Raw genomic sequence first — 20,540 nt, forward strand, 5'->3', positions numbered from 1 at the left:
AATGCAGTCATGATCTCGATCGGTATCGTCGGATACGGCTACTGGGGGCCGAACCTCGCCCGGTGCACCTCGGAGAGCGAGCGCTGCCAGCTGGTGGCCATCGCCGACCAGTCGCCCGCCGCGCTCGGCCGGGCCGGCAAGCGCTACCCCGCCGTCCAGCTCCATCAGGACTGGCGCGACCTCGTGGCCGATCCCGCGATCGACGCCGTCATGGTGGCGACGCCAGTGAGCTCGCACTTCGAGATCGCCATCAACGCGCTGCGGGCCGGCAAGCACGTCTTCATCGAGAAGCCGATCACGCCCTCGGCCTTCGAGGCCCGGCTGCTGATCGAGGAGGCGGCCAAGCGCAACCTGCGGCTGATGGTGGACCACACCTTCGTCTACACGGGCGCGGTCGAGAAGATCCACGAACTCATCACGACCGACGCCATCGGCGACGTGTTCTACTACGACTCGACCCGGGTGAACCTCGGCCTGTTCCAGCGCGACGTGAACGTGATCTGGGACCTGGCGGTCCACGACCTCGCCATCCTCGACCACATCCTGGACCTCGCCCCGGTGGCGATCTCGGCGAGCGGCACCGGCCATTTCAGCGGCCGCCCCGAGAACATGGCCCACCTGACCGTCTTCTACCCGCGCGGCGTCGTCGCGCAGATCAACGTCAACTGGCTCGCGCCCGTGAAGGTGCGGCAGACGCTGATCGGCGGCAGCAAGAAGATGATCGTCTACAACGACCTCGACCCGATCGAGAAGGTCAAGGTCTACGACCGCGGCGTCACCGTCGGCGGCGGCTCGGACGACATCACCGAGCTGATGGTCTCCTACCGGACCGGCGACATGTGGTCGCCGCACCTGTCCTTCCGCGAGGCGCTGATCGTCGAGATCGAGCACTTCGCCGACTCCATCGAGAACGGCACCGCGCCCATGACCGACGGCCACAGCGGCCTGCGCGTCGTCGAGATGCTCGAAGCCGCCATGCGCTCCCTGCGCCAGAACGGCACCCCCATCGACCTCATGCCACTTGCGAGGGCCTCGTGATCCCCTTCCTCGACCTCAAGGCGCAGTACGCGGCGATCGGCGGCGACGTCGAGACCGCGGTCCTCAACGTCCTGCGCAGCGGCGACTTCGTCCTCGGCCCGGCGGTCAGCGCCTTCGAGGCGGCCTTCGCCGAAGCCTGCGGCGCCCGCCACGCGGTCGCCGTCAGCAGCGGCACCGCGGCCCTGCACCTCGCCCTCCTCGCCCTCGACATCGGTCCGGGCGACGAGGTGATCACGGTCTCGTCGACCTTCGTGGCGACGGTGGCGGCGGTGCTGTACGCCGGCGCCACTCCGGTCCTCGTCGACATCGACCCGGTCGACTGGACCATGGACCCGGCCCTGGTCGAGGCGGCGATCACGCCCCGCACCAAGGCGATCCTGCCGGTGCACCTGCACGGCCGGATGGCCGATCTCGACGCGCTCGGCGCCATCGCCCGGCGCCACGGGATCGCCCTCGTCGAGGACGCCGCCCAGGCGCATCTCGCCGAGCGCGGCGGCCGCAAGGCCGGCACGATCGGGGATCTCGGCTGCTTCAGCTTCTATCCCGGCAAGAATCTCGGGGCCTACGGCGAGGGCGGCGCCATCGTCACGGACCGGGACGACCTCGCCGAGGCGGCCCGCTGCCTGCGCGACTGGGGCCAGCAGGGCAAGTACAACCACGTCCGCCACGGCTTCAACCTGCGCATGGACGGCGTCCAGGGCGCGGTGCTGGGGGTCAAACTCCCGCACCTGGAGGGCTGGACCCGCGCCCGCCAGGCGGTGGCGGCGGAGTACGGGGCGCGGCTCGCGGGCCTCGGCCTGGAGCTTCCGGCCCCCGCCGGCCTCGACCACGTGTTCCACGTCTACGCCGTGTCGACGGCGGACCGCGAGGGGCTGCGCCAGTACCTCAACGCGGCCGGCATCGCCACCGGCATCCACTACCCCGTCCCGGTCCACCGGCAGCCCGCTTACAGCCACCTCGACGACGGTGCCGGCCGCCTGCCGGTCACCGAGCGGCTGGCCGCCCGGACCCTGTCCCTCCCGATGTTCCCCGAGATGACGTCCGCGCAGATCGACACCGTCTGCCGGGCCGTCGCCAGCTACTGCGAGGTCGCCGATGCCCAAGCTGCGTGAGGTCACCAAGGGAAGCCGGTTCAGCGGCGACCTGCGCGGGACCCGGATCCTGGTCACGGGCGGATCGGGCTTCATCGGCTCCCACATCATCGACCTTCTGGTCGAGGCCGGCTGCGACGAGATCGTGGCCATCGACAACATGATCCGCGGCCGCCCCGAGAATCTCGGGGACGCCCTCGGCTCCGGCCGCGTCCGCCTCGTCCAGGGCGACATCCGCGACCGCGCCCTGATGGACACGCTGGTCAAGGGCACCGACGTGGTGTTCCACCAGGCGGCCCTCCGGATCACGCAGTGCGCCGCGGAGCCCCGCCACGCCTTCGAGGTGATGGCCGCCGCGACCTTCAACCTGCTGGAGAGCTGCGTCGAGGCCGGCGTCGCCAAGGTCGTGATGGCCTCCTCGGCCTCGGTCTACGGGATGGCGGAGGTCTTCCCGACGACCGAGAAGCACCACCCCTACGACAACCGGACCCTGTACGGCGCCGCCAAGTCCTTCGGCGAGGGCCTCCTGCGCTCGTTCAACGACATGCACGGGCTCGACTACGTCGCGCTCCGGTACTTCAACGCCTACGGCCCGCGGATGGACCTGACCGGCCGCTACACCGAGGTCATGGTCCGCTGGATGCAGCGCCTGGCCGAGGGCCAGTCGCCGATCGTGTTCGGCGACGGCCTGCAGACCATGGACCTCGTCCATGTCCGCGACATCGCCCGGGCCAACATCCTGTCGGCGATCTCGCCGGCCACCGACGTGGTGCTCAACGTCGGCACCGGCGTCGAGACCTCGCTGGTCGACCTCGCCGGCCACCTCACCCGGATCATGGGCCGGGACGGCACGCCGCTGGTCCACGAGGCCGAGCGGGCCGTGAACCCGGTGCCCCGGCGCCTCTGCGACACGAGCCTCGCCAAGGAGCTGATCGGCTTCGAGGCGAAGATCGGGGCGGCCGAGGGCCTCGCCGACCTCGTCGCCTGGTGGCAGGACGAATCCCGCTCGGAACACCTGCGGCGGGCGCTCGCATGATCCCGATCGCCAAGCCCGAAGTCGGCGCCCCCGAGGCCGAGGCCGCCGCCGCCGTCGTCCGCTCCGGATGGCTGACCCAGGGGCCGCAGGTCGCGGCCTTCGAGACGGAGTTCGCCGCGATCGTCGGCGCGCCCCACGCCTGCGCGGTCTCGAACTGCACGACCGCGCTGCATCTCGCCCTGCTCGCCGTCGGGGTCGGCCCCGGCGACGAGGTGGTGACGGTGAGCCACAGCTTCATCGCCACCGCCAACGCCATCGCCCAGTGCGGGGCGACGCCGATCTTCGTCGACATCGACCCGGCGACCTACAACATGGCCCCGGACGCCGCCGCGGCGGCGATCACCGAGAAAACGAAGGCGATCGTCTGCGTCCACCAGATGGGCATGCCCTGCGACCTGGAGGCGATCGCCGCGATCGGGCGCCGCTCCGGCATCCCGGTGATCGAGGACGCCGCCTGCGCCATCGGCTCCGAGCGGCTCCAGGGCGACGTCTGGCGGCCGATCGGCAGCCCGGCGGGCGACATCGCCTGCTTCTCGTTCCACCCGCGCAAGGTGCTGACCACCGGCGACGGCGGCATGATCACCACCGCCAACGCCGCGTGGGACCGGACCTTCCGGCTGCTGCGCCAGCACGGGATGAGCGTCTCCGACATCGCCCGCCACGGCAGCGCCAAGGTGGTGGTCGAGGCGTACTCCATCGCGGGCTTCAACTACCGGATGACGGACGTGCAGGCGGCCATCGGCCGGGAGCAGCTGAAGCGGCTGCCCGACCTGATCGCCCGGCGCCGCGCCCTCGCCGACGGCTACCGCGCGCGGCTCGCCGATCTCCCCGGGGTGACGCCGCCGCCCGAGCCGATGGGGCTGCGCAGCAACTGGCAGAGCTACTGCGTCCGCCTCCCGGACGACGCGGACCAGCAGGCGGTCATGCAGGCGATGCTCGACCGGGGCATCGCCACCCGCCGGGGCATCATGTGCGCGCATCTGGAGCCGCCCTACGCGGAGGCGCCGCGGCGGTTCGCGCTGCCCGAATCCGAGCGGGCGCGCGACCACGCGATCCTGCTGCCGCTCTACGCGGCGATGACGGAGGCGGAGCAGGACCAGGTCGTCGACGGCCTGCGCGACGCCCTGCGATGATCCCCGCACCGGTCAAGAGCCTCGCCCGGGCGGTCGGCCTGACGCGCCCGCGCGTCGCCGCCGCACGGATGGCCTGCGAGCGCACGACGCTCGCCCTCGCCCGGATCCGGCGCCCGGCGCCGGGCGGCCGCATCCTCTGCTACCACTCGGTCGGCCAGTCGGAATGCGGCGTCAACGACGTCTCTCCCGCGCGCTTCCGCCACCAGCTCGAGCGCGCGCTCGGTCTCGGCTACCGCTTCGTGCCGGCGGCCACGATCGCCGACGGGCGCGGCGGCGCGCGGGACCTCGCCATCACCTTCGACGACGGCTGGCGCAGCGTCCTCAGCGGGGCGGCGCCGGTCCTCAGCGATCTCGGGATCCCCTGGACCCTGTTCATCGTGTCGGGCTGGCTCGACCGGCCCGAGAGCGCGCCGCCGGGTGTCCTCGGCTGGGGCGCCATCGAGGCGCTGGCCGCCAACGGGGTCGAGATCGGCAGCCATTCCGTGACCCACCCGGATTTCGGGCGCCTCAGCGCGGAAGAGGCGGCCGAGGAGCTGGAGGAATCCCGGCGCGCCATCGGGGCCCGCCTCGGCGTCCTGCCCGACTCCTTCGCGATACCCCTGGGGCAGTCTGCGAACTGGACGCGGGCGGCCGCCCACGCGGCCCGGGAGGCGGGCTACCGGATCGTCTACGCGCAGGCGGTGGAGACCCGTCCCGCCGGAACCTTGGCGCGCAGCTTCGTCACGCAGTTCGACAACGATCTCGTCTTCGGTGCCCTGCTCCGGGGCGCCTACGACGCCTGGGAGGAGTGGGTATGAACCGACCCGCGCAGCGCCGCGTCTCCGTCGTGGTGCCCACCTGCAACCGGCCCGCCTTCCTGCGCGAGGCCCTGGCGAGCATCCGCGCCCTGGAAGGCCCCGACCTCGCCTTCGAGATCATCGTCGGCGACAACGGCGCGGCGGGGCCGGCCGCCGAGGTCGCCGCCGCGTTCGGCGCGATCCACGTCCCCGTCGACCGGCCCGGCGCCGGCGCGGCCCGCAATGCCGGCCTGACCCGGGCGAGCGCGCCCTACGTGGCGTTCCTCGACGACGACGACGTCTGGCAGCCGGCGCATATCCGGGAGCATCTGCGCCTGTTCGAGGCCGATCCGGAGCTCGGGGTCGTGTTCGGGCAGATCGTCACCGCCGACCACGACCTCGTGCCGACCTACGGCCCCTGGCCGCCGGAACTTCCGTCCGACAAGGGCGCGCTGCTGCGCCGCATGCTGAGCGGCTACTTCCCGCAGATCGGGGCGACGGTGGTGCGCCGGGCCGTCGTGGACGCGATCGGCCTGTTCGACGAGGCCCTGCTCGGCGATCAGGACTGGGACTGGCAGCTGCGCGCTGTCCGCGGCCACGGCGTCGGCTTCGTCGCCGCGCCCTGCGTGCATTTCCGGCAGCGGCCGGCCGGGACCTTCGACCGCCTAATCGCCCGCCGGATCCACTTCACCCGCCTGGTCTTCCGACGCCACGCGCCGGCGCTCGGCGTCTCGCGTCTCGCGGCCCTGCGGCTCTATTTCGGGACCGTGCAGGGCTACTACGACGCTCTGCTGGACGCCACCGAGGCCCACATGGCCCGCGGCGACCGCCGCGCCGCCGCGGGGGCGTTCCTCACGGCATTCCGCCTGATGCCGCACCGGGCGATCCGGCAGGCCTTCCGGCCGACGCGCGTGCGCGCGGCCCTGCTGGCCCTGGCCACCGGGCCGGCCGCCCGGCCGCTGACCGCCGAGCCGAAGACGCGCTGAGGCCGACAAGGCTGTCGCTCCGCGGCGCGGACCCTCCCAGGGCCCGCGCCGCGGAGCGCGCTCGCGCTGTCCCTGTGGTGTTCGGCGGGCCGCCCAGGATTCCACGCGGTCCTGGCGGCTCCGCCGCCCCTGCGGCGGCGCGCGGGCCTTCGTCCCGCGGACCGGTGAGGGCTGTAGAGGCGCGGGCGGGCGACCCGGCCTCCCGCGACGCGCGCGCCGTCCGGCGTGACCGATCCGCGGCCACCCGGGCCCGGGGCGGCCTCAGGCGCCGGGGATCTGCGCTCGGAGCCGCAGCGGGCCGAACCGGTCCTTCACGTTGCGGACCAGCCATTCCGGGAGGAGAAGCCGCACCGGCTCCCAGAGGCCGGAGAAGTCGCCGGCGCGGCGCAGGGCCAGCCAGGAGGCGACGCGCTGCCGCAGCGGCAGCATGCCGATGTAGTTCTTGGTCATCTCCGACACGGGGAAGTCCGAGCCGAACATGTCCTGGTGGCGCAGGTCGGGCTCGCCGAGATGGGGCGTCTCGGCCGGGCCGGGCGCGTCGGCCTCCGGGGGCAGGCGGGGCAGGTCCAGCGCCTGCGCGTAGATCGCGTCGAGTCCCGCCAGCCAGGCGGCCGGCGCGTAGAGGCCCGCGACCGCGGCGGCGCTCTCGGCGCCCGCGGCGTCCCGCGCCGCCGCGTCGGTGATGAGCGCCGTGAGGTGGGCCTCGTAGGCGGCTTGGTCGTGGGCGACCCGGGCCGTGACGTCGAGCCCCGGATGGTTGATCGCCACGATCTCCGCCGCCGCGGGCGCCTCGAACCGCGTGACCAGCGGCAGCCCGTAGGCGGCGGCCTCCAGCATCGAGGTCGACGACACGAACGGGTAGGAATCGACGTAGATGTCGGCCGCCTCGAAGAAGACCCGCGGGTCCGACAGCTCGGGATGGGCCGTGATGCGCCCGCCGGTGGCGGCCCGGGCCCGTTCCCAGTCGGCCCGCTCGCCGGGGCCGACCACGATGAGCCGGGCCTGCGGATGTGCCGCGAGCAGGTCGACGTGGCGATCCGCGTAGGTGACCGGCCCGACGTTGCGGTACTTGGCCCCCCGGGCCACCGAGACCAGGAGGACGCTGTCCTCCGGGACGCCCAGGGCCTGCTTGGCCGCGCTGCGAGCGCGCTGGCGCTCGGGCAGGGTGATCAGGGTCGGCAGCAGGAGGCTGCGGGCCGGATCGACGCCGCGCCGCGTGACGGCGAGCCGGCGCGCGGCCTCGCGCAGGTTGATCACCGCGTGGCTGATCCGCGTCCCGATCCAGAACAGGTGGTCGGCGTGGTTGAGGAGCAGGACCGGCGGGCTCTTCGCCGGATCCGCGAAGGCGATCAGCGGGACCACGTCCTCGCAGTGGATGTGCAGGACGACGACGTCGTAGCCGCGCGCGATCTGGCGCAGCTCCCGCGCCCAGGCGAGCTTGTCGCCCTTGTGGTGGTTCAGGTGGTGGATCCCGCCGCCGCTCTCGCGCACCGCGGCGGTGATCCGCCCGTCGACCGGGCCGCGATGCTGGGTCAGGGCGACGCCGTTGACCCGGTTGCGGTCGGCGCCGATCCAGAGCGCGAGCATCTTGGTGAGGCCGCCCACCGGGGCGAGCTGCGTGCAGACGTGGAGGACGCGCCGGTACGGAGCCCCGTCGGCCCGCGCGCGGTCCGGGCCGCCGCCGTCGAGGGTCCGGCCGATCCCGGTCATCAACCGTTCGAGGCGCGGGCTCGCGAACACGCCGCAGTGCCGGTGCGCCGCCAGGGTCGCCGCGATGGCGGTCTCCACGGCCGCGCCGGCATGGTTGCCGGCCGCCGCGAGACGCTCCGCGTGCCGCACCCGGGCATCGAAGGCCGCGAAGTTCGACCGGATCCGCCCGGCGCGGGACGCCGTCCCGCCCGCGGTTTCGCCGTCGCTGTCACGGACGGGTTCAAACGCGCCTCTGACCATCACGCCCTCCGGGCCTCAGCGCTGCGACGCGGCGCCGTTCGTTGTCCAGGTCCCCGCCTCGTGGAACACGCCGAAGACGTCCGGCGCGAAGACGGGGTGCTCGATGTGGAAGCGGCCGCCGATCTTGGCCGCGAGGAGCCGCTCGAAGCCGCGCTGCCGGACCACCATCGAGACCGTGTAGGTGTCGGCGGTCAGGGTCAGCGGCGGCGTCAGCAGCTCCACCTCGCCCTCGCCCGCGAGGGCAGTCAGGCCGGCGCCGTCCGCCTGGGTGCTGAAATTGCAGCAGAGCAGCTCGTCGGACCGGGTGATCGAGAACAGGACGTGCGGGTCGGCGATCGGCTCGGCGGCGCTGTAGCGGGCCCGGATCCGCATCCGCTCGCCGTGGCGGAACAACGTCCGCGGCGCGCCGGATTCGTCGGCGATCGTCACGTCGCTGATCCGGACCGGCAGGTCGCCGGTGTCGGGGCGGAACCACGCGGTGTCGGCGAGGTAGCTGTCCCGCTCGTAGTGGGTCAGGCCCTCGTCGGTGGGGCCGTCGTAGGCGACGCGGCCGCCCTTGATGTAGATCACCCGCTCGCACATGGTCTTGATGCTGAACATGTTGTGCGAGACCAGCAGGATCGTCGAACCCTTGCCCTGGAGGCGCCGGGCGAAGTCCATGCACTTGCGCTGGAAGGTGTAGTCGCCCACCGCCAGCACCTCGTCGAGGAGCAGAATGTCGGGCTCGAGATGCGCGGCGACCGAGAAGGCCAGCCGGACATACATGCCGCTGGAGTAGCGCTTCACCGGCATGTCGATGAAGTCGCCGATCTCCGAGAAGGCGACGATCGCGTCGAACTTCGCGGCGATCTCCCGGCGGTCCATCCCGAGGATCGAGCCGTAGAGGAAGATGTTCTCGCGGCCGGTCAGCTCCCGGTGGAAACCGGTGCCGACCTCGAGCAGGGCCCCGACCCGGCCCTCGAGGCGGATCCGGCCGGTGGTCGGCGCGGCGATCCGCGACAGGAGCTTGAGGAGCGTGCTCTTGCCTGCGCCGTTGAGGCCGATGATGCCGACATTCTCGCCGTGCCGGATGCCGAAGCTGACCTCCTTCAGCGCCCAGAAGCTCTCCTGCGACGGGCGCGCCGCCGCGCGGCGGGTCACCAGGCCGCGGACGCCCTCGCTGAGCGCGTCGCGCAGCGAGTTCTGGTGCGCGGCGCGGGGGGCGCGCCAGTACTGCTTGCCGATATCCTGAACGCTGATTGCCATCGACATCAGATTACATCCGCGAAGGAGCGCTCCATGCGCTGGAAGAAGATCAGTCCGCTGATGAGCAGGGCGAAGGCGGCCGTGACCGAGACGGCGACCGCGAAGGCGTCGGGCGGCGTGCCGCCCAGGATGGCGAACCGGAACGCCTCGATCAGGCCGACCATCGGGTTGAGCGCGTAGATCCAGCGCACCGAGGCGGGCACGATGCTCGACGCGTAGACGATCGGCGAGGCGTACATCCAGATCTGGATCACGAACGGCAGCGTGTGCTTGATGTCCCGGAAGCGGACGTTGATCGGCCCGAGCCAGAGACTCACGCCGAGGGCGAGCATCGCCGTCACGATCAGGGTCGGGACGGCCAGCACGAGGTGCCAGTCCGGCACCGCCCCGTACCAAGCCATAAGGGCCAGCAGCACGCCGAGCGCGATGGCGAAGTCGACCATCGGCGACACCACCGTCGCCAGCGGGATGACCAGCCGCGGGAAGTAGATCTTCCGGATCAGCTCGGCCTCCGCCACGAGGCCGTTGGCGCTGCGCCGCACCGCCTCGGAGAAGTACGTCCACAGGACGACCGCGCTGCCGGCGAAGAGTGCGTAGGGGGCGCCGTCGGTGGGGATCTTGGCGAAGTGGCCGAAGATCACCGTGAAGATCAGGACGGTGAAGAGCGGCTGCGCGATCGCCCAGGAGGCGCCCATGGCGGTCTGCCGGTAGAGCACCTTCAGGTCCCGCAGGATCAGGACGCGCAGCAGGTCGCGATACTGCCAGAGGCCGACCGCGTCGAAGGCGACGATCCGGTCGTCGGGCGCGATCTCGGTCACCCGCAGCGTCGACGGGTCGGTCCGCTGTTCGGTCGGCCCGCGTTCCGGCGTGCCGAGGGCAAGCGCATCCAAAGATTTCATCATTCGAGGCGGTCCCGCATGACGCTCTGAGCCCGTGGTCGAGCTCGGGGACCCGGTGCGAATCGGAAGTCGTGCCGCCCGGTCGTCCCGCCGGAACGGGCTATCATCGCGGTGCGGCGGTCCGAATTACACCTTTCGTCGTATCGGTCCGGCCGACTGAAGTGGTGGTTGTGATCAACGACCGTAATCGTAGCCAATCACGACAAATGAGACCTCGGGGGCGCGCCGCACGCGGCGTCGGTCCCCGTCCGGGACGACCGGCCCTCATCGGCCGGCGACCGGGACCAGGTTTCGGGAGAACCGCCATGCAGGACCCCGTGAGCGCCGCCGGCGCTCCGCTCGTGACGATCGCCATGCCGGCCCTGAACGAGGCCGCGCACATCGCCGACGCCATCGCGTCGGTGCTGCCCGACCGGGACGCCATCGCCTGCGAGCTGCTGGTGCTGGACGGCGGCAGTCGCGACGACACCTGCGCGATCGTCGCCGCCCTGAGCGCCCGCGACCCCCGCATCCGGCTCGTCCACAACGAGCGCCGCATCCAGGCGGCGGCGATCAACCTCGCCGCGCGACTGGCGCATCCCGCCTCCGCCTACCTCGTCCGCGCCGATTGCCACGCCGTCTATCCGAAGGGATTCGTGCAGAACCTCGTCGGCACGATGCGCCTGCGCCAGGCCGTCTCTGTGGTCGTGCCGCTGCGGACCGTCGGGGTCACGCCGCTGCAGAGGGCGATCGCGGCGGCGCAGAACAGCCGCCTCGGCAACGGCGGCTCGGCCCACCGGCAGGGCGGCATCTCGGGCTACGTCGCCCACGGCCACCACGCGGCCTTCGACCGGCGCGAGTTCCTGCGGGTCGGCGGCTACGACGAGACCTTCACCCACAACGAGGATGCCGAACTCGACCGGCGGCTCTGCGCGGCGGGCGGGCGGATCTACCTCGCCGCCGAGCTCGCCATCACGTACTTCCCGCGCGCCTGCCTCCGCAGCCTCGCCCGGCAGTACCTCCACTACGGGCGCGGCTGCGCGCGGACCCTCGAGAAGCACGCCAGCCTGCCGCGCGCCCGCCAGATCCTTCCGGCCCTGGTCCTGCTCTACGCCGTCGCGGCCCTGCCGCTGGCAGCCCTGATGCCCGCCCTGCTGATCCCGCTGCTGCTCTATGCCGGGGGCTGCGTCCTGAGCGGCCTCGCCCTGGCGCTGAAGGCGCGGGAACCCGTCCTGGTCATGAGCGGCCCGGCGGCCGTGACCATGCACCTGTCCTGGGCGGCGGGGTTCCTGTCCTATCCGGGCTACCGGCGGACGCTGCTCCGGGCCGCCCTGCGAAGGAAGCGCCGCCTGCTCGGCCTCCCGCCGGGATCCGACGCGGCGCGCGTCAACTGACCGCCTGAGTCCCCGTCGGCCGCGCCTTTCCGGCCGCGTCCCGCCAGCCGCGCCCCGCCATGTGCGGAGCGCGGCCGGGGCATGTCAGAAGCCCGACGCTCTCTCGCATCCGTCGCCCATTGGCCCTTCGGGGCGGTGGTCTCGCGCGACCAAGGCGATTATCGACACGCGCAACGATCCGGCCGCGTCAGGGCCCGGAGACCGGCCGCGCGCCGCGCGGCAGCCCAGGAGAGTTGTGACCGTGCCCGACAGTACCCCGCGTCCCGTGATGCTCGTGATCCTCGACGGCTGGGGTCTGCGGGACGCGGTGGCCGACAACGCCGTCCACCAGGCCAGGACGCCGGTCTTCGACGGTCTGATGCGGGAGCGCCCCCGGTCGCGGCTGACGACCTTCGGCGCCGATGTCGGCCTGCCCAACGGGCAGATGGGCAATTCCGAGGTCGGCCACCTCAACATCGGCGCGGGCCGCGTCGTCCTGCAAGACCTGCCGCGGATCGACGCGGCGGTCGCCGACGGCTCCCTCGCCCGGAACCCGGCTCTGGTCCGGTTCATCGAGGCGCTGCGCGCGTCGGGGGGGACCTGCCACCTCGTCGGCCTGCTCTCGCCCGGCGGCGTCCACGCGCACCAGGACCACGCCGTCGCGCTGGCGCGCGCGCTGACGACGGCCGGCATCCCGGTCCGGCTCCACGGCTTCACCGACGGGCGCGACATGCCGCCCCGCTCGGCCGCCACCTGCATCGCCGACGTCGCGGCCGCCCTCCCGAAGGGCGCCCGCATCGCGACGCTGTGCGGCCGCTACTTCGGCATGGACCGCGACCGGCGCTGGGAGCGCGTCCAGACGGCCTACGACGCCCTCACGGAGGCGCGCGGGACCCGGTTCGAGCGGGCCGGGCAGGCGGTTGCCGCGTCCTACGCGCAGGACGTGTCCGATGAGTTCATGCGGCCCGCGATCATCGGCGACTACGCCGGCATGCGGGACGGCGACGGCATCCTGAGCTTCAACTTCCGCGCCGACCGGACCCGGCAGATCCTGGAGGCGCTGCTCGACCCGGCCTTCGCGGGCTTCGAGCGCGCGCGCACGGTCCGGTTCGCCGCCGCCCTGGGGATCGTCCAGTACAGCGTCGAGATCGACGCCTTCGCCGAGACCCTGTTCGGGGCCCTCGACCTGCCCAACGGCCTCGGCGAGACCGTGGCCCGGGCCGGGCGCGCGCAGCTGCGCATGGCTGAGACCGAGAAGTACCCGCACGTCACCTACTTCATGAACGGCGGCCGCGAGGAGCCCTTCGCGGGGCAGGACGCGATCCTCGTGCCCTCGCCGAAGGTCGCGACCTACGACCTGCAGCCGGAGATGTCGGCGCCCGAACTCACCGACCGCGCCGTGGAGGCGATCGGCTCCGGGCGCTACGACCTCATCATCCTGAACTTCGCCAACCCCGACATGGTCGGCCACACCGGCTGCCTCGCGGCCGCCGTGAAGGCGGTGGAGACCGTCGACACCTGCCTCGGCCGCGTCGTCGAGGCGGTGACGGCCCAGGGCGGGGCGCTGCTGGTGACCGCCGACCACGGCAATTGCGAGATGATGCGCGATCCCGAGACCGGCGAGCCGCACACCGCCCACACCCTCAACCCGGTGCCCGCCGCGCTCGTCGGCGTCGACGGCGTGACCCTGGCCGACGGACGGCTGGCCGACGTGGCGCCGACGCTCCTCGACCTGATGGGACTGGACCAGCCGGCCGAGATGACCGGCACGTCGCTGATCCGCCCGCGGGGCGAGGGCTGAGGGCCGGGGCCGGCGGCACGCCGCCTGCAGAGCCCGGGCTGTCATGCGCGCCGTCCCTGCGTTACCTCCCGCCACGGGCCGGTCTGTCCCAGCGTGGTGCGAGGTCGTGGTGCGTCTGACCGGTTCTAGGACATGATCGCCCGGCACAGCCTGATCTATGTCGGCTCGCGGGGCTTCGCGGCCGCCCTGAACATGGCCTCCGTGGCGGTGTTCACGCGGCTCGCGCCGGTGGAGAGCTACGGCACCTACCTGTACGTCCTGTCCTGGGCGCTGGTGCTCTACGGGGCGACCTGCCAGTGGCCGAAATTCGCGTTCTTCGCCCTCTACGACGAGGCGCGCGAGCCCGCGCAGGTCGGCACCGTGGTGCGGATCCTGGGCGGCACCTTGCTCCTCGCCGGGCTCGGCAGCGCGCTCGCCGCCGCCCTCGGCCTGATGCCGGCGCGGATGGCGGCCGCGATCCTGGCGCTGGCCTTCGGGACCACCCTATTCGAGGGCTCCACCGAGATCGCCCGCACCCGCCTGCGGGCCGGGGCGGTGGCGGCCTCGGTGATGAGCCGCGCCGTCCTGATCCTGGCCCTCGGCAGCCTGGCGCTGCACCTCTCGCAGGATCCCCTGCACCTCGCCTTCGCGGTGGCGGCCGCCAACGCCCTGGCCTCCCTGCCGGCCGCGGCCACGATCGCCCCGATGATGCCCGGCCGCGGCAGCCGCGCGGAGGCGCTGCGGCTGTTCGCCTACGGCTGGCCGCTCGTCCTCTCCTTCGGGACTGCGGCGCTCGCCCAGAGCCTCGACCGGCTGATCATCGCCAAGACGGTGGGGCCGGCGGGGCTCGGCGCCTACGGCGCCCTGGCCGACTTCCTGAAGCAGAGCTTCATCGTGTTCGGCGAGGCGATCGCCCTGTCGCTGATCTCGATCGCCAAGCGCGAGGCGCGGGTGGGCGGGATGGCGGCGGCCTCCGGGGTGCTGCGCGACGCCGCACGGGCCATGACGCTGATCGCGGCCTTCGGGGCCGTGTTCTTCCTGTGCTTCGACGATCTGGTCGTGGCGGTGCTGCTCGGGCCCGACTACCGGGCCGAGGCGCGGGAGCTCGCCCCGGTGCTGATCCTGGCGAGCATCCTGATGATGTTCCGCGCCTACTATTTCGGGCAGGTGATCTACTTCGCCCGCTCCAGCGGCCTGGAGGCGGCCGCCGCGTTCGCGACCCTCGCCACCGTCGCCGCGCTGTCGCTCCTGCTGATCCCGCGCTTCGGCGCCGCCGGGGCGGCCCTCGCCTTCGCGGGCGGCCAGAGCGCGGCCTGCCTCGTGCTGGTGCTCGGCGCCCGCCGGACCGGCACGACGATGCCGCTGCCGCTCGCCGACATGGCCGGCATCGCCGGGATCGCGCTGGCCTGCGGCGCGGTGAATGCCGGCATCGCCCTGGTCCCCGGCGGCCTGTTGCCGCCGGGACAGGCCCTGCGCCTCGTCCTGCTCACCGCCGCCGCCGGGGTGACGGCGTGGCGCTACGACGTGCTCGGCTTCGCCGGCGCGATCCGTCACCGTCTCGCGGCCTGACGGTCCCGCGATGGCAGGCCCCGCGTCGGACACCCCATCGGACACGGCCGCGCTTCCCGGCGGGCTCGTGGCGGCGGTCCGGCCCCTCGACGGGGCGGCGCCCTGGGTCCCGGCCTGGCGGGCCCTGGGTCGGGCGAGCCTGGTGCGCAACCCGTTCTACGAGGCGGGCTACGCCCTGGCGGCCCGCGACGCCTTCGGGGCGGGCGTCCGGCTCCTCCTCGTCGCCGACCGGCCCCCCGAGGCGCCCGGGGCCCGGCTCCTCGCCGCCTGGCCGTTCCGGCCGTCGCGCCGCCGCTGGGGCGTGCCGCTGCCGCTGCTCGTGGGCTGGACCCACGGCTACGCCCCGTTCGGGGCGCCGCTCCTCGACGGCGCCGCCCCGGAGGCCGCCCTGGCGGGGCTGCTCGCCGCGCCGGGCGCCCTCGGCCTGCCGCCGCGCCTCCTCCTGCCGAACGCTCCAACCGACGGCCCCCTGCCTGAACTCCTGACGGCGTGTGGCGGGCGCCGCGCCGCGTACTGGCCGCACGACCGCGGCCTGCTCGACCTGACCGGCCGCGGGCCGGAGGCGCGGGCCTCCTATCTCGGGCACCTCTCCGGGCAGCGCCGCCGCAAGCTCCGCCGCGCCCGCGCGCGCCTCGAGGCGGCGGGGCACGTGACCTTCGAGATCCTCGCCGCGCCCGAATCCCTCGGCCCCGCCCTCGACGCCCACGTCGCCCTGGAGGCCGCCGGCTGGAAGGGTCAGGCCGGCACGAGCCTGGCGCAGCGGCCGGCGGAGATCGCCTTCCTGCGCGCCGCCCTGGCCGATCTCAGTGCCGATCTCAGTGCCGATCTCGGGGCCGATCTCGGGGCCGATCTCGGGGCCGCGGACGGCGTGCGGATCGCGCGCCTGCGTCGGGGCGACCGGCTCCTGGCCTCCCTGATCCTGCCGGTCACCGGCCGCGAGGCCTGGGTGCTGAAGATCGCCAACGACGAGACGCGGCCGGAGACCGCGCCGGGGGTCCAGCTCGTCCACCGGCTGACCGAGGCGGTGGCCGGGGGCGACTGGCCGATCGACCGGATCGATTCCTGCGCGCCGCCGGACTTCGCCCTCGGCACCACCTTCTGGACCGCGCGCCGGCCGATCGCCCATCTGCTGGTGGAGGCGGGCCGCGATCCGCTGTTCCCGGTGGCCCGGACCCTGGAGCGGGCCCGGGAGCGCGTTGCCCGGGCGCGTCTCACCATCCGAAGCGGGCGATCTGCTCCAGCCGCGCCCGCGTCGCCGCCGCGTCGCGGCCCGTGACGGCGATCCGCCCGGACAGGTCGTAGCAGGTCGCGCAGAACGGCAGCTGCAGCAGCGTGTACCCGTCGTCCCGCGCCCGGGCGACGGAGGCGATGAGGCAGGGCAGGACCGGCTCGTCGGGCGGCCCGGCGAGGCAGTCGGCCCGGGGGCTGCCGAAGGCCGGGCGGTTCGGCCAGGTCAGCAGAAGCGTGGTCCCGCCCCGGCGGTCCGGGGCTGGCGGCAGGGTGTAGCTGCGCAGGAACAGCGCGCCGGCCGCGAGGACGAGGACCGGCAGGATCAGGGCTGTGCGCATCGGCAGTGTCCTCGCGCCTCAATCCCCCGCGTCGAAGCGCGTCCGATAGAACACCTCGCGGCCGGCGCCGTCGATCACCCGGACCGCCTCGGCCGGCTCGCCCGAGCGCTGCGGCACCCGGGCGCGGGCGAACAGCCGCAGGGCCCGCTCCTGCGCGCTCTCCAGGCTGCCGACCCGCACGGAGATCCGCGTCTGGATCTCGTCCGGCTCCGGTCCGAGGACTTCGATGTGGAAGGTCTCGCGCACGGGTATCCGCCTGATCGAGGGATCTTCAGCGCCGGATATCGGGATCCGGCCGCCGGCCGCCATAGCATGTTCCGGCCGGGTCTCGGGTCCGGCGCCGCGCGGCGAGCCCGGGACGACGCGCCGCGGGCTCGATCTCGGCACGAAGTCCAATTGCCCCGCGGCCCGCCTCGGCACTAAGAGGGCCGCTCCGCCCGAGGAGACATCACCGGAGGAACCCCGTGGACCCGCTCAAGGCCGCCGCCGCGACGCTTCTCTGCCTCGCCCTGTTCTGGCTGGCCTTCCGGCTGACCCGGCGCCTGGTCGATCTCGCCATCGCGGGGGGCTACGCCGAGGAGCGCCGACGGCTCGCCGAGGAGGAGGCCGCTCAGGCCGAGGCGGGCGCTGTCCCGCAGGCCTCGGCCATCCGGGCCACTCCCGCGAGCTTGGCCTCGAACAGGGACCAGTCATCCGCCGCGGCAATCGGGGCCCACAACGCCTCCACCTCGTCGATCAGGAGCGTGCAGGGCGCCTCCGCGAAGTAGGGATGGTCGAGCCGCGCGCCCGGGGCGGGCGCGAGCGGCTCCAGCGCGGCCCGCACCGGCGCGAAGGCCTCGTGCGCGTAGTGGCCGGCGGACGGCCCGGCCTGCGCGCGGGTCGCGCTCGCGAGGCCGCCGTACCAGTCGAAGAAGAACCGCTCGAAGGGCGCCCGCGTCTCCGCGAGGAACCGCCAGACCGCCGAGACCAGCCGGTCGGTCTCCGGCCGCGTCGCCGGGGCGAGGCCGAGCCGGCGGAACAGGGCCTCGGCGAACGCCTCCTGCAGGGCCGGCCCGAATCCGGAGAGCGCCGCTTCCAAGCGCGCCTGGGGGGCCAGCACCAGCAGGCAGTCGGCGAGCCGGGCGAGGTTCCAGAACAGGGCCTCCGGCTGGCGGCCGAAGCTGTAGAGCCCGGTCTCGTCGAAGTAGGCGGCCGTGAAGTCCGGATCGTAATGCGGCAGGAAGCGCCAGGGCCCGTAATCGAAGCTCTCGCCGGTGACGTTGATGTTGTCGCTGTTGAGGACCCCGTGGACGAAGCCGGCCGCCGACCACTGCGCGCCCATCCGGGCGACCCGGGCGACCACGTCCTCCAGGAAGGCGACGGCGCGATCCTCCACGCCGTCGCGCCAGAGCTCCGGCCGGTGGGTCGCGATCGTGTGGTCGAGGAGCCGGGCGATGTTGTCCGGCTCGCCGAGCGCCAGGAAGCGCTGGAAGCTGCCGATGCGGATGTGGCCGTGGGACAGGCGCACCAGCACCGAGGCGCGTGCCGGCGAGGGCTCGTCGCCGCGCACGAGGTCCTCGCCGGTCTCGATCAGACTGAAGCTCTTCGAGGTGTAGACGCCCTGCGCCTCCAGGAGGGCGGTGGCCAGCACCTCGCGCACGCCGCCCTTGAGGGTGAGCCGCCCGTCGGCGCCGCGCGACCAGGGCGTCGTGCCGCTCCCCTTGGTGCCGAGGTCGAGGAGGCGCCCGTCCAGGCGGTCGTGCAGCTGCGCGAAGAGGAAGCCGCGCCCGTCGCCCAGGTCCGGATTGTAGGCGCGGAACTGATGGCCGTGGTAGCGCAGGGCCAGCGGCGTCTCGAAGCTGCCCGGCAGGGGCTCGAACCGGCCGAAATGGGCGATCCACGCCGCCTCGGACAGGCCGCCCAGTCCGACCCGCTTCGCCCAAGTCTGGTTGCGGTAGCGCAGGATCGTCCGCGGGAACCGGGCCGGCGTCACCGGATCGAAGAAGGCGGGGCCCAGATCGGCGTGGCGCCGGGAGGGCGTGAAGGCGGTGTCGTCCATGCGGCGGCGCGTCTCGCGGGGTGAGGATGAGTCCCGTTGTACCAAGCGAGCCGGACGCGATCCGTTGCCGATCCCGTCCTCGCGAGCGCGGCGAAGCAACCCAGTGCAGCGGGACATCGGCCGAGCGTGGCGCCGCCTGGATCGCTTCGCTCCGCTCGCGAAGACGGCGGCCGACCCGAGAGGCGTCACGATCCTAGAGATCTGGTCGGGCCGTCCCGGACACCTGCCGCAGGGCCTCGCCGGCGATCATCGCGGCCGCGACCGCGACGTTGAGCGAGCGCAGGCCCGCCCGGATCGGCACCACGATCCGGGCGTCGGCGGCCGCGTGCACCGCCTCGGGCACGCCGGCGGATTCGCGCCCGACCATCAGGCAATCGTCCGGGCGGAAGGCGAAGTCCGTGTAGGGCACGGCGCCCGCCGTGGTGGCGAGGACGAGCCGGATCCCGGCCTCGGCCCGCCACGCCGCGAAGGCCGCGAAGGAGCGGTGCCGGGTGATCGCCACGTGGTCGAGGTAGTCCAGGCCCGAGCGGCGCAGGTGGCGGTCCGAGACGTCGAAGCCCGCGGGCTCCACGATCTCCACCGCCAGCCCGAGGCAGGCGGCCATGCGCAGCATCGTGCCGGTGTTCTGCGGGATATCGGGCTGGTAGAGGGCGAGGCGGAGCATGGCGCCGGCCTTGTGCGGGGCGGAAGGCCCCGCCGTCAAAGGCCCCCGGCGCCGACGCGCAGCCGGCAAACCGCCGGGCCGGCCCCCGCCGGGGCCGAGACCGCGCGGAACTTAAGCCCCGCCAGAACCTTGAGGCGGCGCGACCCCCCTGTGCGGCCCCCGTCTGAAAGACCTGCTCCGATGCGCACCCCGCTCCTCGCCTCGGCCCTCCTGCTGGCCGGCCTCGCCACCGCCTCGGCGCAGACCGACGGCGCCAGATCGGACGGCGCCAAGCCGGACGGCGGCGCCGCCGCGACCCCGGTCCCCGGCCAGCCCGCCACCATGGCCGACAGCCTGCGCCCGACCTTCGTGGCCCAGGCCCCCGACGACATGGTCGCCAGCAAGCTGATCGGCTCCAGCGTCGTCAACGGCGCCAACGAGACGATCGGGCAGATCGCCGACTTCGTCCTCGACCAGAAGGGGGCCGTGAAGGCCTGGATCATCGGGGTCGGCGGCTTCCTGGGGATCGGCTCGAAATACGTCGCGGTCGACCCGTCCGTGCTCAAGCTCGACCGCACCGACGGCAAGACCCTCCAGGCGCGGATCGACACGACCAAGGACCAGCTCCGGGCGGCGCCGGAATACGTCTATCTCGGCAAGGAGCCGCCGAAGGGCGCCGCCCCGGCGAGCCCCGCGGGGGAGCCGGCCTCGAAGCCGTAGCGGTCGCGCCGGCGCGGCGCCGATCGGTCGGCCGGCGGCACCGCGCCGGCTTGCCTCCGCGCGCCGTTGTGTGCTGTGCCGGCCTCCCCGGAGGTCGGAACCCGTCCCATGCGCCGCGCCCTCGTCCCGCTCCTCGCCTTCTGCCTCGGCCTCATCGGCCTGACCGGGGCGGCGGTGTTCGCGTTCCTGCCCGACAAGGCACCGGTGGGCGTGCCGAGCGTCGGCGGCCCGTTCACGCTGGTGAACCAGGACGGGCGCACCGTCACCGAGCGCGACTTCGCCGGCGCGACGCACCTCGTGTTCTTCGGCTTCACCCACTGCCCGGACGTCTGCCCGACCACCCTGCAGCAGATCTCCGACGTGCTCGCTGCCCTGGGGTCGAAGGGCAAGACGATGCGGGTCGCCTTCGTCACGGTGGATCCCGAGCGGGACGATCCGGCGAGCCTCAAGACCTACCTGTCGAGCTTCGACCCGCGCATCACCGGCCTCACCGGCACGCCCGAGCAGGTCACCGCCACCGAGAAGGCGTACCGGGCCTATGCCCGCAAGGTGCCCGCCAAGGACGGCGACTACACGATGGAGCACACCGCCCTGGTGTACATCATGGACGCGCAGAACCGCTTCCTCGGCGCCCTCGACCTGACCCGGCCGGCCGACGAGGTCGCCGCGCAGCTCGCCAAGAAGATCTGACCGCCGGCCGGTCCGGCCGCACGCGC

General features: G+C 73.3%; 19 protein-coding genes. 12 read left to right on the forward strand and 7 right to left on the reverse strand.

Translation table 11 applies throughout. The annotated features are described in order from the left end of the window. The first annotated feature begins 9 nt into the window (after window positions 1–9). Genes LXM90_RS03455 through LXM90_RS03480 form a run of 6 tightly spaced genes read left to right on the forward strand, consistent with a single transcriptional unit; the run spans window position 10 to window position 6,060 of the window. A complete protein-coding gene (locus LXM90_RS03455) occupies window positions 10–1,038 on the forward strand; it encodes a Gfo/Idh/MocA family protein (RefSeq protein WP_020091188.1) in 1,029 nt (342 codons plus the stop codon). Then, window positions 1,035–2,150: a DegT/DnrJ/EryC1/StrS family aminotransferase gene (locus tag LXM90_RS03460; protein ID WP_020091187.1), complete on the forward strand. Its 1,116-nt coding sequence runs from the start codon at window positions 1,035–1,037 to the stop codon at window positions 2,148–2,150. The genes LXM90_RS03455 and LXM90_RS03460 overlap by 4 nt, the downstream gene beginning before the upstream one ends. Next, window positions 2,134–3,165, forward strand: coding sequence for an NAD-dependent epimerase/dehydratase family protein (locus tag LXM90_RS03465; protein ID WP_020091186.1), 1,032 nt, complete (start codon window positions 2,134–2,136; stop codon window positions 3,163–3,165). Before LXM90_RS03460 ends, LXM90_RS03465 begins: the two co-directional genes overlap by 17 nt. Further along, window positions 3,162–4,298 carry a DegT/DnrJ/EryC1/StrS family aminotransferase gene (locus tag LXM90_RS03470; RefSeq protein ID WP_020091185.1) on the forward strand — a complete coding sequence of 379 codons (1,137 nt, stop codon included), beginning with the start codon at window positions 3,162–3,164 and terminating at the stop codon, window positions 4,296–4,298. Before LXM90_RS03465 ends, LXM90_RS03470 begins: the two co-directional genes overlap by 4 nt. Then, entirely contained in the window at window positions 4,295–5,095 is an 801-nt protein-coding gene (locus tag LXM90_RS03475) for a polysaccharide deacetylase family protein (protein ID WP_234081762.1), read from the forward strand. The genes LXM90_RS03470 and LXM90_RS03475 overlap by 4 nt, the downstream gene beginning before the upstream one ends. Next, window positions 5,092–6,060: a glycosyltransferase family 2 protein gene (locus LXM90_RS03480; RefSeq protein ID WP_234081764.1), complete on the forward strand. Its 969-nt coding sequence runs from the start codon at window positions 5,092–5,094 to the stop codon at window positions 6,058–6,060. The genes LXM90_RS03475 and LXM90_RS03480 overlap by 4 nt, the downstream gene beginning before the upstream one ends. A 261-nt stretch (window positions 6,061–6,321) precedes the next feature. Here the strand turns inward: LXM90_RS03480 and LXM90_RS03485 are convergent, their stop codons facing one another. Genes LXM90_RS03485 through LXM90_RS03495 form a run of 3 tightly spaced genes read right to left on the reverse strand, consistent with a single transcriptional unit; the run spans window position 6,322 to window position 10,154 of the window. Beyond that, a complete protein-coding gene (locus LXM90_RS03485) occupies window positions 6,322–8,010 on the reverse strand; it encodes a glycosyltransferase (protein ID WP_234081765.1) in 1,689 nt (562 codons plus the stop codon). A gap of 15 nt (window positions 8,011–8,025) precedes the next feature. Then, complete coding sequence (locus LXM90_RS03490; protein WP_020091181.1) at window positions 8,026–9,261, reverse strand: ABC transporter ATP-binding protein; 1,236 nt, start codon at window positions 9,259–9,261, stop codon at window positions 8,026–8,028. Beyond that, on the reverse strand, window positions 9,261–10,154 hold the full coding sequence (locus LXM90_RS03495) for an ABC transporter permease (RefSeq protein WP_234082931.1): 894 nt from the start codon (window positions 10,152–10,154) through the stop codon (window positions 9,261–9,263). The genes LXM90_RS03490 and LXM90_RS03495 overlap by 1 nt, the downstream gene beginning before the upstream one ends. A gap of 305 nt (window positions 10,155–10,459) precedes the next feature. Here LXM90_RS03495 and LXM90_RS03500 point away from each other — a divergent pair, with 305 nt between their 5' ends. The 4 genes from LXM90_RS03500 to LXM90_RS03515 all read left to right on the forward strand — a co-directional run bounded on the left by LXM90_RS03500 (window position 10,460) and on the right by LXM90_RS03515 (window position 16,131). Beyond that, a complete protein-coding gene (locus LXM90_RS03500; RefSeq protein ID WP_020091179.1) occupies window positions 10,460–11,527 on the forward strand; it encodes a glycosyltransferase family 2 protein in 1,068 nt (355 codons plus the stop codon). 268 nt (window positions 11,528–11,795) lie between these two features. After that, window positions 11,796–13,307, forward strand: a complete 1,512-nt coding sequence (gene gpmI / locus LXM90_RS03505) for a 2,3-bisphosphoglycerate-independent phosphoglycerate mutase (RefSeq protein WP_234082935.1) — start codon at window positions 11,796–11,798, stop codon at window positions 13,305–13,307. Window positions 13,308–13,439: 132 nt separating this feature from the next. Continuing rightward, window positions 13,440–14,855, forward strand: a complete 1,416-nt coding sequence (locus LXM90_RS03510) for a lipopolysaccharide biosynthesis protein (RefSeq protein ID WP_091675739.1) — start codon at window positions 13,440–13,442, stop codon at window positions 14,853–14,855. A 10-nt stretch (window positions 14,856–14,865) separates the two neighbouring features. Further along, window positions 14,866–16,131 carry a GNAT family N-acetyltransferase gene (locus LXM90_RS03515; protein WP_234081767.1) on the forward strand — a complete coding sequence of 422 codons (1,266 nt, stop codon included), beginning with the start codon at window positions 14,866–14,868 and terminating at the stop codon, window positions 16,129–16,131. On the opposite strand, the gene LXM90_RS03520 is transcribed toward LXM90_RS03515, so the two are convergent. The 4 genes from LXM90_RS03520 to LXM90_RS03535 all read right to left on the reverse strand — a co-directional run bounded on the left by LXM90_RS03520 (window position 16,067) and on the right by LXM90_RS03535 (window position 19,125). After that, window positions 16,067–16,423, reverse strand: coding sequence for a hypothetical protein (locus tag LXM90_RS03520; RefSeq protein WP_056526493.1), 357 nt, complete (start codon window positions 16,421–16,423; stop codon window positions 16,067–16,069). The genes LXM90_RS03515 and LXM90_RS03520 overlap by 65 nt on opposite strands. 18 nt (window positions 16,424–16,441) lie before the next feature. Next, window positions 16,442–16,669 (reverse strand): hypothetical protein, encoded by a 228-nt coding sequence (locus tag LXM90_RS03525; protein ID WP_020091174.1) that lies wholly within the window; start codon window positions 16,667–16,669, stop codon window positions 16,442–16,444. 364 nt (window positions 16,670–17,033) lie between these two features. Further along, window positions 17,034–18,461, reverse strand: a complete 1,428-nt coding sequence (locus LXM90_RS03530) for a protein adenylyltransferase SelO (protein WP_234081769.1) — start codon at window positions 18,459–18,461, stop codon at window positions 17,034–17,036. Window positions 18,462–18,654: 193 nt separating this feature from the next. Then, complete coding sequence (locus tag LXM90_RS03535; protein ID WP_020091172.1) at window positions 18,655–19,125, reverse strand: tRNA (cytidine(34)-2'-O)-methyltransferase; 471 nt, start codon at window positions 19,123–19,125, stop codon at window positions 18,655–18,657. Window positions 19,126–19,305: 180 nt separating this feature from the next. Here LXM90_RS03535 and LXM90_RS03540 point away from each other — a divergent pair, with 180 nt between their 5' ends. Together LXM90_RS03540 and LXM90_RS03545 are read left to right on the forward strand one after the other, a co-directional pair. After that, window positions 19,306–19,824 (forward strand): PRC-barrel domain-containing protein, encoded by a 519-nt coding sequence (locus LXM90_RS03540; protein WP_020091171.1) that lies wholly within the window; start codon window positions 19,306–19,308, stop codon window positions 19,822–19,824. Window positions 19,825–19,932: 108 nt separating this feature from the next. Then, window positions 19,933–20,514, forward strand: coding sequence for an SCO family protein (locus tag LXM90_RS03545; RefSeq protein WP_020091170.1), 582 nt, complete (start codon window positions 19,933–19,935; stop codon window positions 20,512–20,514). Window positions 20,515–20,540 lie beyond the last annotated feature (26 nt).

Source organism: Methylobacterium oryzae (assembly GCF_021398735.1).
Lineage (GTDB): Bacteria > Pseudomonadota > Alphaproteobacteria > Rhizobiales > Beijerinckiaceae > Methylobacterium.